Here is a 12651-nt window from a genome sequence, read left to right as displayed (position 1 = left end):
GTTTGTAATACGAACATAAATACGTAATGCGAACAAAATAATTCATAGAGGATGTGTTGGTCAAGTTTTACCCGATAAAAATTTTAGAAATAAAAGTGTGAGGCAGTGAGAATAAACCAACATCAGGCCATAAAAGCGTATGTTTAAAGACGATTCTTGTGGCGGCTAAAGATTGAATCAGAAATAATGGTGGAATAAATAAACGGATGGAAAAACGAAGAATGAGTGATGAGAAGTTGTCTCCAGATCATCGAGACTATGTCGGTGCGTTAGCAGCTGGTTTGGATGTGTTAATGGCTTTCGATTCTACCCACAAAGCGATGACACTATCCGAAGTCGCTGAACAAACTGGAATGGATCGTGCAAAAGCGAGGCGCTTTTTACTGACATTACATTCTTTGGGGTACATTCATCGCGATGGTCGACAGTTTACTTTGACCCCCAAGGTTCTGGGGTTAAGTTCTGCTTACGGTGAAACAAACGATTACTTGAATGTGGTTGAACATTACCTGTGTGATGTTACCGCTCGATTGGGTGAGTCGTCGTCATTAGGCATTTTGGATCAGCAAGATGTTATGTATGTGGTTCGTTCTCCTGCTGCTCATCGTCTTATGTCGATCTCTCTTAATGTTGGGACTCGCTTACCTGCCGCTTACACTTCAATGGGTCGAATGTTGGTTGCCATGTTGTCGACAAAGGAGAAACAAGCGTTTCTTAAGACACTTAAGCTTGAAGCTTATACAGAACATAGCATTACTGACCTTACTCACTTTGAAACCATGCTTGAGCAAGTCAAAGAGCAAGGATTTTGCATAGTCGATCAGGAGTTGGATTTAGGTCTTCGCTCGTTAGCTCTGCCTGCTGTCACCTACAGCGGGGAAGTATTAGGCGCCATTAACTTAAGTACCAATGCGTCACGCGTGAGCTCTAAAGCTTTAATTGAAGAATGCTTGCCAGTCTTAAAAGAAGCGGCGGAACAAATTCGTTTGCATACCAAATAGCCACTTCTTAAAAGTTAGGAAAAGCGCCCATTTAAACGATTGTCGACAAGCTCTTCTAGAATCTTCATGGTTAAGTCCAGCATTGGCCCTGTCTCGTTTTTGCGGCGACTAAAGATGACAGGGCAAGTAATGGATTTGTCTTTTAAGGGAACGAATGCAACATCCTTACGGCTAATCTGCTTCACTTGTTCCGATACCAGTGCAAAGCCCATTTCTGATGCTACTAACCCCAGTGCTGTTTGTAGATCATTTACCTGCTGAGATACATGGATTTTTAGTCCTCTGCTGGTAAAGAGGGAAGTGCAGATATCGGCAAAGGTTGGGGTCGCTGGATTATTCTTTGGATAAACCACCATGGGGAGCTTGGCTAATTCCTCTAAAGTGGTTTCCTCGTGTGCTAGAGGGTGGTCTGCTGGAAGTACGGCGAGCATGGGTTCCTGAAAAAGGACGGTTTGCTCAATATGTTCATCAGGGATTAACAGTCGACCAAAGCCAACATCAATTTTTCCCGTCTTGAGTGCTTCAATTTGTTCACCCGTTTTCAAGTCGTGTAACTGAATTTCCGATTCTGTTTTTTGACGTAGATCACGAACTAGGATGGTAAGTTGTCCATAAAACACGGAAGGGACGAAGCCAATTCCAAACGTCGTTTTTTGTTGTTCGGACAGGCGGCGAGTGTTTTCTATTGCCACATCGGCTTTCTCAAGAATGGCTTTGGCGTGTTGCCAAAAGTACTCACCCGCAGGCGTAAGAGTGAGCCCTCGAGCGTGACGAATAAAGAGCTGAGCGCCGATATCCTCTTCTAATTGTTTGATCTGACGAGTGAGTGGCGGTTGTGCGATATACAGCTTTTCAGCCGCTCGCGTAAGGTTTTTTTCCTCCGCGACAGCGCAAAAATATCGTAAGTGCCTTAACTCCATCCATACCTCCTAGGTATTGCTATTTACTAATTTGATATTGGTACTCGATTAAATCAAGGCCTAGTGTAGGAAAAAACAATAACGGACGCATCTTAGAATGACACCGAAGATTACACATATTGAAACTTTACTAGTGGATATTCCCACTATTCGCCCTCACAAGCTGTCTATGACTTCCATGGCAGTACAAACCATGGTGATTGTTCGTCTCAAAGACGACCAAGGTCAAGAAGGAATTGGTGAAGGCACGACCATTGGTGGCCTAGCTTATGGTCCAGAAAGCCCAGAAAGTATCAAAACAAACATTGATCGCTATTTAGCACCACTATTAATTGGTGAGTCTACAGACAGTGTGCGTTACTTGATGCAGCGCTTAAATATGGCCGTCAAAGGTAACATGATAGCCAAATCCGCATTACAAACAGCACTTCTAGATTTGCAGGGTAAGCATCTTGGCGTGCCTGTTTCAGGCTTGCTTGGCGGTGCTGTGCACAAGCATATTCCATGCTTGTGGGTATTGGCGTCTGGCAATACAGAAAAAGACATTGCAGAAGCAAAAGAGCTGATTGCTGTAGGTCGTCACTGTGACTTCAAATTAAAAATTGGTTCGCGCCCCGTAGAAGAAGATGTTGCTCATGTTGCAGCCATTAAAGCAGCCTTGGGTAACAGTGCAAGTGTTCGAGTGGATGTAAACCAAGCTTGGGACGAAGCTACGGCAGTTAAAGGTATGGCGGCGTTACAAGAAGCTGGGGTTGATCTCGTAGAACAACCAACACCAGCACAGGATATTGATACGCTTGTGCGTTTGTCTAACAAATTCCAAATCCCAATTCTTGCAGATGAAGGCGTAGCTGATGCGAAAGACGTTTTTCAGTTTGCTAAGCAAGGTTTTAACGGTGGTATTGCACTAAAAATTGCCAAAGCTGGTGGCCCCATTGCCGCGTTAGATGCGGCTGTTGCATCAGAAAGTGCAGGCCTTGGTTTATATGGCGGCACGTTACTAGAGGGTTCTATCGGAACGGCGGTAGCCATTCATGCTTGGTCCACATTGCCATCATTGCGTTGGGGTAGTGAGATGTTTGGGCCCCTGTTATTACAAGATGACATCATCAAGCAACCACTGCGTTATCACAACAATGGGGTGGATGTTCCAAATTTGCCAGGACTTGGCATTGAATTAGATGAGCTCAAATTGGCTGAGTATCAGCGTAAAAATCAATGAGGTAAAACCATGCTTTTTAAAGTTGAGATGACGGTAAATATTCCAAAAGACATGCCTTCTGAAGAGTTTGAAGCGATTAAGTTAAAAGAAAAAAACTACGCGCAAAAACTTCAAGAAGATGGTGTTTGGGTGCATTTATGGCGTATCGTCGGGCAATACGCAAATGTCAGCATCTTTGATGTGAAAGACAATGCGGAATTGCACGACATTCTAACTGGTTTGCCTTTGTACCCGTTTATGGAGATGTCTGTAACGCCTTTGTGCAAACATCCATCTTCTATTAAGTGAGAGGGGTAGCTAGTCGCTCTTATCCTCTACTGTTAACCAAAATAATAAAAGTGTCTTTAGACACCCTAAAGCGGAGAAAACGAAATGACTGTTAGAACAATTCAAACAGAAGCAGTGCAAGCGTTATTACATAAAGTTGCTGGTTTTGATAATAACGACGGAAACCCACGTGTTAAGGAAATCGTATCTCGAATCGTAACGGATCTTTTCCAAATGATTGAAGACCTAGACCTTACACCAGAAGAGTTTTGGCACGGTGTAAATTACCTAAATGAATTAGGCACCAATATGGAAGCCGTGTTGTTGGCTCCAGGGTTAGGTTTTGATCACTTCCTAGACATTCGTGAAGACGCAAAAGACGAGCAGATAGGTTTGCTAGGTGGTACGCCTCGTACTATCGAAGGTCCTTTGTTTGTAGAAGGTGCTCCACAAGATCAAACGGTTACTCGTATGGACGATGGTAATACACCAGGTCAAGGTATGTGGTTGCACGGACAAGTAATAGATGAAGAAACGGGTGAGCCTATTGCAGGCGCGGTCGTTGATCTATGGCACGCTGATACAAAAGGGGCTTATTCTTATTTTGACACAACACAGAGTGAGTTTAACCTGCGCCGTAAAGTTGTAACTGATGAAAAGGGTTACTATTATGCTCGAAGCATAGTGCCAAACGGTTATGGCGTGCCGCCAGAAGGTTCTACCAACAAGGTATTAAGTCTTCTGGGTCGCCATGGTAATCGTCCTGCGCATATTCACTTCTTCGCTAAAAAAGACGGCTACAAGCACCTAACGACACAGATTAACCTAGCGGGTGATAAGTACACTTATGACGACTTTGCATTTGCAACTCGTGATGAATTAGTGGTTGAGGCAACTACTGTATCCGACAAAGGGAAAATAGCAGAGCATGGTTTTGATGGCGAATACTTGGATGTTGAATTTAATATCTCAATTTTGAAAACAGATAAAAAAGAGTTCTCTGACAAACATGTACGTGCTCGAGCAGCTATGGCTTAAAGAGGATTTCTGTTGCTAGATAATAAGCCACGAACCTTTTATCGAAGGGGCGTGGCTTGCTAGGTTCTTTGCTACTTGGGTTCTGGAAGATTGTGGAAAAGCTGTTCTAAGAGTTTATTTAAACGCTTAATTTGAGCTTCGGTCATACCCTTAAAGCTTTGTTTGAATATGCTCTGAGTGGCTTCTTCAATATTGTGAACTGCTTCCCAGCCTTTATCTGTTAAGGTCACCCGTGTTACGCGACCATCGTCATCGCATACTTGTGTGTCGAGTAAGCCTTCGTTTTTCATACGATAAACTGTCTTGGTGACAGTCGGTAATTTGGCGATAGCGTGTTCCGCAATTTGTGACATGCTTGAAACGCCTTCTTCTTTGAGAATAAAGAGAATGCGCCAGCTAGGAATGTCTAGGTCAATCTTTTTAAGTGCTTTTTCCATGGCAAGCTGATAGCGGCCATGCACTCGTGCTAACCAATAAAAAGGAAAGTCTTCTTTATGGAATTCCTTGCTGGCAGGGTTATACCTTTGACTTCGAGGTAAGCGCTTTTCTGTGGTCATGAAAAATAATATTCCTTCCAATTTGAATTGAGAGTAATCATTAGGGAAGGTGCGAATACATCTTCTGAACCTCAGTCTTATCAGAGAAACAGCTTACCAAAGTAAGAGTGAGCAGGAATGTTAATACCTTTCATCACTCTTAGTACAGAGAGGCCGTTTCTCTGAAAGACCCGAAGGGCGTGAGCTAAGCTTTCTTTATTCTTTGTTAAGCTGCTTGCCAATATGCTTATATTGGACGGTGAAACTTACCTCGAATAAAAGAGCGTTATCCACACCCTGAAGTCAGTGAACTTGTTCGTACCTTCCCTAGGCAATATGACTCATTGTGGCTTGAGTAATAAGCAACCAGATGTTGCGCGTTACAAGCGTCATATTGTTAAAACAATCAGTGTAATGAGACAAAAAGTCATTAGATTACGCAAAAAGTGTTCAGGAACTCAAGTGTAGAGCTAATATTTGCTTGTTTACATCAATCACTTAATGAATTTACCCATCTTAAAATAAGCTTTTGCTAATTCTAAAGGTTTTGGTTTATTTAGCCAAAAGATGCACAAAGCTTAGTTGCTATTCGCGCTTTTTAGTAGGTGGGGGTGGTGATATTCCGCAAATTTTATTGTTAATAAGTGTGTCAAAGCAGACATAAAGCTATTACTAATCTCGCCCTGCGTCCTTTATGAAAATCAAAATTCAAATTGCTGTCCCTTGATCCAAAATGTAGCAAAAACGCTTTTTGGCATGTGGTATGTGAGCTGATTTAGTGCCAATAAGCGCGTTTTTCAAAAAATGGCATGCCTCTTGTGAACATCCGCCCGAAGAGGCTTACCAAGCTTCCTGGTCATAAAACTCAGCTTTGTAGGGGAATTCTTCTGTCTAAAAAATTAACTGTAATATTTATTTAATATTTCAAATTATTTTTCAAGTTAATTTTGGACTGTTTTTTGCTTAGCCTAGAAGAAGCTATGTCAAAAATGTTCGACCTCGCTAGGATTTTTTTGGTGAATTTGATGCTTTTGATGGCTGTAATTTAAGTTTTTACACCTTTAAAAATGTTGTTTTTTATTTGGTTTTATGGATTTGTTTTTAAAAATTATTGTGTCGCAATATTTAAAATAAATTGATTTAAATCAATTATTTGAATTGTTTTTGTATACTTTAAAGGTCTTTTTGTTTGTTCTTTTTAATGATTTTTTACATAAAAAATAGTTGACAAGTAAAGTAAATGATATCAAATTTAATGACTAGTCACCTGCTGCGTCTTGCTTTCAGGTGGTGCGAGTCTAGGTCATGTGCAGATGACCTGAAATTGTCTATAAAAATAAAAAAAGTACGATTTATATGAATAATATTTTTCACAAATTGCTAATGCCAGTATTTATCCATTCTGTGCCTAAATGCTCATTTGGGGCTAATCAAGTGCCTCAGTCTGATTCTCTTTCACTCACACCTGATGTGACGGGGATGAATTCTTTATTCGTAATAAGTTGTCAAATTGACAGCTTTAGTTTGCCTAATGTGTGGCAAGCAGAGACTAAGAAGTAACAAAACCGTTTTTAATTCAAAGCTCTATGTCTGAAGCTACATAGATATATCAGTGTTGAAGCCTTTATGCCTGTGGGAGGAAATAGCATTTCAGTAATTCGCTGGGACGCTATTTGATAAATTAGGAGAAAACAAATGATACCTGCATATAAAACAGATCATCGTGAAACAATTTACGATGCTTTAGGTACAAAAGAATTTGAGTTGTTTTTAGATGAGATTAGAGAGCGTGCTCGTGCTAACGAGTTTGATGGGCAAACTTTTATTAGTCAGGACGTTATTGAAAAGTTTAAAAAATTTGGCGTATATCGAGCTCTAGTGCCTAACTCGTTAGGCGGCGATGAGCTTACGGCTGCTCAGTTCTGTGAAGTCATTGAAGAGATTTCTAGGGCAGATGGCTCTGCAGGATGGGTAGCGAGCTTTGGTATGGGGATTGTTTACCTATCGGCGCTTCCTCTAGAAACATTAAAAACTCTCTATGCAGATACGCCTGACTTAGTATTTGCTGGTGGGATCTTCCCTCCTCAATCCGCAGATGTGACAGAGGAAGGGTATGAGGTTAAGGGGCGCTGGAAGTTTTCAAGTGGTTGTATGGGCGCTGATGTTGTCGGTGTGGGTATTGCTCCAAAAGAAGGTGACAAAATGGGCTTGCCACGCATGGCTGTTATGTCATCAGACAAGGCGACTATTGATAAAACCTGGGATACCGTAGGTATGGCGGGTACGGGTAGCCATGATCTTGTTGTGGATGGTGTAACAGTTCCTGAAAGCTGGTCCTTTGTTCGTGGCGGTGCTTCTAACCTGACCGAGAAAATGTTTCGCTACCCGTCTCTTTCTTTCGCTACTCAAGTATTGGCTGTTGTTGGTTTGGGTGTGGCGCGTGCTGCACTGGATGAATTGCAAGCGATGGCTGCGGGTCGAGCTTCTGTAACAGGTGCACCAAATTTGGGTCAACGTCCTATTACGCAAGTAGAGGTTGCCAAGGCTGAAGCTGAGCTTCGCGCTGCACGTTCTTTCTTTTATGAGTCTATCAATGAGGCTTGGGCATCTTTAGAGAAAGGCGAAGCTGTGTCTAAAGAGCAGACGAATTTATTGCGTCTTTCTTCTACTCATATTGCACGCGTATCGGCGGAAGTTGCGCGTAAAGTTCAATTGTTATCTGGCATGACAGGCATTTATAAGGCAAGCCCTCTCGCTCGTTTTGTTAATGATGCTCAGGTAGTGACTCAGCATGCCTTCATGGGCGATATCACTTGGCAAAACGCCGGTGCCATTTTCTTTGGGCAGGATCCTCTGCCAGGTTATCTCTAATAGTGACGATGAACGGAGTAAAAAATTATGAGTGATAAAAAGCCACTTCGCGTTTTATTTTGCATGGGTATCAACCAGAACTTCATGGATGCGCCAAGAGACGAACAGTTAGATGTTTGGGCGGCATTTGGTGAGATGTGGAATGGGATTCATGATATGGAAGGTGTTGAAGTAATTGGCAATATGGATGATGACCAAAGTATGGTCGGTCCATCTAATGGTTACCCTTGGACAACTTACTTGTTAGCAGATGTTGCGGATTACGACACGGTTGTTGCCTGTTGCAACCTGTTTAGAGCGACGCCTGTGGGTGATTCTCCATACAAGTTATGGCGCTACGCAAAAGTAGAAGCGCGTGTTGGTAGAGAGTTGATTGTTCAACGCGCATAAGCTGGTGTTCAAAACGTTAGATACCTATTTAGCGACTTGAGTTAGGCCAAAGTTATTGCCAACTGGTCAAAAGTTGAGTGTTGGCAAACTCTTTCTGTGGTGAAGGGGAGGCCTGTCTTGGTCTAGATATGTGGTTCTAAATTGCTGTTGATGTTGGTTAGCCAGTCACTAAGCCAGACAGAATTAAGAGAGAAATATATGAGTGAATTAATTTCATTAGAGAATATAAGTTTAAAAGCGGCTGATATGGTGGAAGAAGGCCGTGTCCATAAAGACCTTTACTCAGATCCTGCGATTTATGAAGAAGAGCTAGACAAGGTTTTTAATAATACTTGGGTGTATGTTGGGCATGAAAGTGAAGTGCCGGATGCGGGTAGTTTCAAAACATCTTACATTGGCCGTCATCCAGTTATTTTGAGTCGTGACCGTAAAAAGAATACTCATGTATTGCTGAATCGTTGTCGTCATCGTGGTGCTACGGTTTGCGAGCATCGCAAAGGTAAAACAAAAGCCTTTACTTGTCCCTACCATGGTTGGGGTTATGGTCTAGACGGTAGTCTGCGTGGTGTGCCTAAGTTGGAAGAATACGAAGGTGTATTAGAAAAAGATGAATTGCCATTAGAAAGCCTACGTCATGAATCTTACCAAGGTCTTGTGTTTGCAACCTTTAAAGACGATATAGAGCCTCTGGAAGAGTTCTTGGGTAAAGCGAAAAAATGGATCGATTTGTTTGTTAAGCAAGGTGGCGGTTATCCATTGAAAGTGTTGGGTGAGCACCGTTTTAATTTTCCAGGTAATTGGAAGATTCAATTAGAAAACACTACAGATGCATATCATTTCCCGATTGTTCATAAATCCTTTGTTAGTTCTCTTGACGATGCAACGGCGGACATTTTTGATTTTCTAGATGGCGAAGGCTTTGTTGAAGATCTTGGTAATGGTCACAGTGTGATGGTGATGATTCCTGAGTTGATTGATTTAGAGGCAGATTTGGATCAGCCGATTCCAGAACGCTTTGAAGCATTGGCTCAAGCGCTTCGTGATGAAGGGCAGACAGAAGAGCAAATTAAGCGTTTGGTTCGTGCGTCTCATGGTACAGGTTTTAACCTGAATCTATTTCCTAATGTCTCTTGCTCCATGGCATTTTTCCGCGTACTGCGCCCAGTAAGCGTCGGTGAGACTGAGATTCAGCACGTTGCTTTGGGTGGTGAGGGAGCGCCTGCTGTTTTCAATCAAAAACGTATGCGTTTGCATGAGCATTTCCAAGGGCCAATGGGCTTTGGTACTCCGGATGATGGTGAAGCATGGGAGCGAGTTCAAAAGGGCTCTATGTCAGGTAAAGACGGTTGGATTTTGGTCAATCGAGGCATGAAAAAAACCTTTACAACTGCGGATGGCAATATTGCAGGTGCTGTGTGTTCCGAAACTGGTATGCGTGGAGCGTATCAGCAGTACAAGAAAATGATGGCAGCAGTTGAGGAGAAGTAATCATGGGCGTAAACACAAAGCTAGTAAACGATGTGACTGCCTTTATTTGGTATGAAGCAGATTTGCTTGATCATAAAGAGTATCAAGAGTGGCTCACGCTTTGGAATGACGCAGGTTTGTATATCGTTCCTACCGACAACAAGGAAACGGATTACGAAGCAACCTTGAATCTCGCGTTGGATGATAAAGATATGCGCCGTATGCGTGTCACTCGCCTTGAAAGTGGCGAATCTATCTCTGCGGATTCAGCGGGTGTGACAGTACGCATGATGTCTCGTGTGCGTGTTTTAGAAGCAAGTGAAGAGCAGGTGGTTGTTCGTTGTGCGATGACACTAAACGAACTTCGTCACGGTAAGTTAGTGACTTACCCCGCTGATATTGAGTACATACTGACGCCAAAGGATGAGAGTTACCGCATTCAACGTAAGGTTGTGAAGTTGCTACATGCTGAAGGCCATTTGCGCACTGTTAGCTTTATCTTCTAATGACAATTTATCGAGGTAAATCTGATGTCTGATTCAGCAAATCCACAAACCGCGTTAGTGACTGGGGCAGGTCAAGGATTGGGTTTTCATATCGCTCAATCTCTTAGTATTGCTGGCTATCGAGTTGTCGTGACGGATAAGGATCCTATTGCAGCACAAAAAGCGGCCAAACAATTAGATGCAACGGGTAAAAGTGTGCTGGCAGTTGGGCTTGATGTTGGTGTTAAGGCTGATTTCGAAGTGGCGCTTGCTAAGACGCTTGAAGTGTTTGGTAGCTTGGAAGTCTTGGTCAATAATGCGGCCATTACTAAAGCAACACCTGTTATGGAAATTTCACCGGAAGAGTTTAACAGTGTCGTGAATGTTAATTTGGGTGGGACCTTCAGTGGTTGTCAGGTGATTGGGGCCTATTTTGCCAATCAGGCTTATGGTCGCATCATCAACATGTCTTCTTTGGCTGGTATTAATGGCGGTACAGCAACTGGTGCGCATTATGCTGCTTCTAAAGGTGCCATTATCACGTTAACAAAGATTTTTGCTAAAGAGTTGGCGTCCAAAGGGGTGACTGTGAATGCGATTGCTCCTGGCCCAATTGATTCGCCAATGGTGAAAGCGCTGGTTCCAGAAGAGAACTTGCCGACATTATTGGGTGCCATTCCAGTGGGTAAATTAGGTGATGCTGACTTTATTGGTGACATGGTGGTGCAACTTGCAAAACCAGAGGCTTATTTCACGACTGGCGCCACTTGGGATGTGAATGGTGGTTTGTTTATGCGATAGAGCTTGTCTCTATCGCCCTGCCAAAGTAAGTCATAAATAAACGCCTTATGGTGATAATAATATAAGTGCTTCCTTGCTTTTGATGGGTAAGGGAGCGCTAGAGAGATTTGGGAGAGGGCATGACTGACGAATTGTTAAAAGTAGTTGTCCAAAAAAGAGAGATGCAAGCTGAGGCTGTAGTCGCTTTAGATTTGGTGGATGGTGCTGGTAATGCATTACCTGCTTTTGAGGCGGGTGCACACATTGATTTGCATTTAGGTGATGGCCTTATACGCCAGTATTCACTGTGCGGTGATCCAGAGAACGATAAAGTATACCGTTTAGGGGTGCTGAAAGATCCGAGTTCTCGAGGTGGGTCGGTTGCTGTCCATGACACTCTGCTCGAGGGGACGGAGTTGATGGTGAGTAAGCCACGTAACCACTTTCCTTTAACGACAGACGCCAAGCATTCCATCCTAATTGGTGGTGGCATTGGTATTACCCCCATGATTGCAATGGCATATGAGTTGTCGAAAACGAATCAAAGATTTGAACTTTGGTATTGCGGTCGATCGTCTGCAACGAGTGGCTTTATTGATGAACTAAAGTCAGCTCCTTTTTCGGACAAAGTGCATTTTCACTTTACTGCGGATCATGGCGGCAAGCGACTTAATCTTGATGCTGTGTTGAGTGGCAAGAGTGAGGACTCTCATGTCTATGTCTGTGGGCCAACAGGGTTTATGGAATGGGTTATTAATACAGCTCAAGAGGCAGGTTTTGTAGATCAAAGCATCCACCGTGAATTCTTTAATGTCGATGTTGAGAAAGGTGGTAATGGTTTTGAGGTGTACGCCCAAGAAAGTGGCATTACTGTCACGGTGAAAGAAGATGAAAGTATTGCAGATGCTCTCAAAGCGGCGGGTATAAAAGTACAGGTGTCGTGTGAGCAAGGTACGTGTGGTACCTGTTTATGTGACGTGATTGAAGGTATACCTGAACATCGAGATGTGTACCTGACGGAAGATGAAAAAGAAGATAATGATCAAATGACACTGTGCTGTTCACGTTCATTGTCTGATCGCTTAGTTCTAGATATTTAACCTATTGAACACAACAAAAAGAATGATCGGGGAGATCCCAAATGGTTGACACTAAAGTATTTCGTGATGGTATGTCGCTCCTTGGCAGTGCTGTTACTGTCATTACAACAGACGGTGAAGCAGGTCGTTTTGGTTTTACCGCAACAGCGGTAACCAGTGTAACTGATGAGCCGCCAACCTTGTTGGTTTGCATGAATCGCAACTCATTTGCTCACCCCTACTTTATTGAGAATGGTGTGTTGAGTGTGAATGTTCTGCAGAGCCATCACCAAGGGGTTTCTTGGGATTTTGCCAACCGTGAGTTAACCAGTGAAGAACGCTTTGCGAAACATGAATGGTCAACTCTAAAGACAGGTTCGCCTATTTTAGAAGAAGCCCTAGTCGGTTTTGATTGCGAGATTCATGAGGCGCATGAGATGGGTTCTCACTCCGTGTTTTACTGCCGTGTTAAAGATGCTGTGGTAAAAGATGGTGGTCAAGGTTTGGTGTATTTTGATCGTGCCTATCATGCGTTAAATGAAGAATCTTGTGCAAGCTAAGTTCGTTTGTCGTGAGATGAATGTGTTTTCTGCTA

At 42.9% G+C, this 12651-nt stretch carries 13 protein-coding genes; 11 read left to right on the top strand and 2 right to left on the bottom strand.

Features of this window, described 5'->3' with window-relative positions; all coding sequences use genetic code 11:
* Window positions 1-221: 221 nt before the first annotated feature.
* Window positions 222-1001: an IclR family transcriptional regulator C-terminal domain-containing protein gene (locus ABXS85_RS10440; RefSeq protein WP_353666469.1), complete on the top strand. Its 780-nt coding sequence runs from the start codon at window positions 222-224 to the stop codon at window positions 999-1001.
* A 14-nt stretch (window positions 1002-1015) separates the two neighbouring features.
* Here the strand turns inward: ABXS85_RS10440 and ABXS85_RS10435 are convergent, their stop codons facing one another.
* A complete protein-coding gene (locus ABXS85_RS10435) occupies window positions 1016-1921 on the bottom strand; it encodes a LysR family transcriptional regulator (protein ID WP_353666468.1) in 906 nt (301 codons plus the stop codon).
* 97 nt (window positions 1922-2018) lie between these two features.
* Here ABXS85_RS10435 and ABXS85_RS10430 point away from each other — a divergent pair, with 97 nt between their 5' ends.
* From ABXS85_RS10430 to catA, 3 genes are all read left to right on the top strand, one after another.
* Window positions 2019-3143, top strand: a complete 1125-nt coding sequence (locus ABXS85_RS10430; protein WP_353666467.1) for a muconate/chloromuconate family cycloisomerase — start codon at window positions 2019-2021, stop codon at window positions 3141-3143.
* Window positions 3144-3152: 9 nt separating this feature from the next.
* On the top strand, window positions 3153-3431 hold the full coding sequence (gene catC, locus ABXS85_RS10425; RefSeq protein WP_353666466.1) for a muconolactone Delta-isomerase: 279 nt from the start codon (window positions 3153-3155) through the stop codon (window positions 3429-3431).
* Between the two features lie 84 nt (window positions 3432-3515).
* Window positions 3516-4448 carry a catechol 1,2-dioxygenase gene (catA, locus tag ABXS85_RS10420; RefSeq protein ID WP_353666465.1) on the top strand — a complete coding sequence of 311 codons (933 nt, stop codon included), beginning with the start codon at window positions 3516-3518 and terminating at the stop codon, window positions 4446-4448.
* 71 nt (window positions 4449-4519) lie between these two features.
* Here catA and ABXS85_RS10415 read toward each other — a convergent pair whose 3' ends face one another.
* A complete protein-coding gene (locus tag ABXS85_RS10415; RefSeq protein ID WP_353666464.1) occupies window positions 4520-5005 on the bottom strand; it encodes a MarR family winged helix-turn-helix transcriptional regulator in 486 nt (161 codons plus the stop codon).
* 1674 nt (window positions 5006-6679) lie between these two features.
* Here ABXS85_RS10415 and ABXS85_RS10410 point away from each other — a divergent pair.
* The 7 genes from ABXS85_RS10410 (at window position 6680) to ABXS85_RS10380 (ending at window position 12616) form a co-directional block, all read left to right on the top strand.
* Entirely contained in the window at window positions 6680-7855 is a 1176-nt protein-coding gene (locus ABXS85_RS10410) for an acyl-CoA dehydrogenase family protein (protein WP_353666463.1), read from the top strand.
* Window positions 7856-7882: 27 nt separating this feature from the next.
* Window positions 7883-8245, top strand: a complete 363-nt coding sequence (locus tag ABXS85_RS10405; protein WP_353666462.1) for an IacB protein — start codon at window positions 7883-7885, stop codon at window positions 8243-8245.
* A gap of 198 nt (window positions 8246-8443) precedes the next feature.
* Entirely contained in the window at window positions 8444-9733 is a 1290-nt protein-coding gene (locus ABXS85_RS10400) for an aromatic ring-hydroxylating dioxygenase subunit alpha (protein ID WP_353666461.1), read from the top strand.
* Window positions 9734-9735: 2 nt separating this feature from the next.
* The gene (locus ABXS85_RS10395) at window positions 9736-10218 is read left to right on the top strand and encodes an aromatic-ring-hydroxylating dioxygenase subunit beta (protein WP_353666460.1); all 483 of its coding nucleotides are present in this window, start codon (window positions 9736-9738) and stop codon (window positions 10216-10218) included.
* Window positions 10219-10242: 24 nt separating this feature from the next.
* A complete protein-coding gene (locus ABXS85_RS10390; RefSeq protein WP_353666459.1) occupies window positions 10243-10998 on the top strand; it encodes an SDR family oxidoreductase in 756 nt (251 codons plus the stop codon).
* 119 nt (window positions 10999-11117) lie between these two features.
* Window positions 11118-12077 carry a PDR/VanB family oxidoreductase gene (locus ABXS85_RS10385; RefSeq protein ID WP_353666458.1) on the top strand — a complete coding sequence of 320 codons (960 nt, stop codon included), beginning with the start codon at window positions 11118-11120 and terminating at the stop codon, window positions 12075-12077.
* Between the two features lie 41 nt (window positions 12078-12118).
* A complete protein-coding gene (locus ABXS85_RS10380; protein ID WP_353666457.1) occupies window positions 12119-12616 on the top strand; it encodes a flavin reductase in 498 nt (165 codons plus the stop codon).
* Window positions 12617-12651 lie beyond the last annotated feature (35 nt).

The organism is Marinomonas sp. THO17, assembly GCF_040436405.1.
Taxonomy (GTDB): Bacteria; Pseudomonadota; Gammaproteobacteria; order Pseudomonadales; family Marinomonadaceae; genus Marinomonas.
Note: the sequence above shows the minus strand (reverse complement) of the source record. Positions and strands in the feature narration are given on the sequence as shown.

Coding starts and splice junctions, on each gene's coding strand:
- ABXS85_RS10440 (WP_353666469.1), top strand. CDS start 222: ATGAGTGATGAGAAGTTGTCTCCAGATCATCGAGACTATGTCGGTGCG.
- ABXS85_RS10435 (WP_353666468.1), bottom strand. CDS start 1,921: ATGGAGTTAAGGCACTTACGATATTTTTGCGCTGTCGCGGAGGAAAAA.
- ABXS85_RS10430 (WP_353666467.1), top strand. CDS start 2,019: ATGACACCGAAGATTACACATATTGAAACTTTACTAGTGGATATTCCC.
- catC (WP_353666466.1), top strand. CDS start 3,153: ATGCTTTTTAAAGTTGAGATGACGGTAAATATTCCAAAAGACATGCCT.
- catA (WP_353666465.1), top strand. CDS start 3,516: ATGACTGTTAGAACAATTCAAACAGAAGCAGTGCAAGCGTTATTACAT.
- ABXS85_RS10415 (WP_353666464.1), bottom strand. CDS start 5,005: ATGACCACAGAAAAGCGCTTACCTCGAAGTCAAAGGTATAACCCTGCC.
- ABXS85_RS10410 (WP_353666463.1), top strand. CDS start 6,680: ATGATACCTGCATATAAAACAGATCATCGTGAAACAATTTACGATGCT.
- ABXS85_RS10405 (WP_353666462.1), top strand. CDS start 7,883: ATGAGTGATAAAAAGCCACTTCGCGTTTTATTTTGCATGGGTATCAAC.
- ABXS85_RS10400 (WP_353666461.1), top strand. CDS start 8,444: ATGAGTGAATTAATTTCATTAGAGAATATAAGTTTAAAAGCGGCTGAT.
- ABXS85_RS10395 (WP_353666460.1), top strand. CDS start 9,736: ATGGGCGTAAACACAAAGCTAGTAAACGATGTGACTGCCTTTATTTGG.
- ABXS85_RS10390 (WP_353666459.1), top strand. CDS start 10,243: ATGTCTGATTCAGCAAATCCACAAACCGCGTTAGTGACTGGGGCAGGT.
- ABXS85_RS10385 (WP_353666458.1), top strand. CDS start 11,118: ATGACTGACGAATTGTTAAAAGTAGTTGTCCAAAAAAGAGAGATGCAA.
- ABXS85_RS10380 (WP_353666457.1), top strand. CDS start 12,119: ATGGTTGACACTAAAGTATTTCGTGATGGTATGTCGCTCCTTGGCAGT.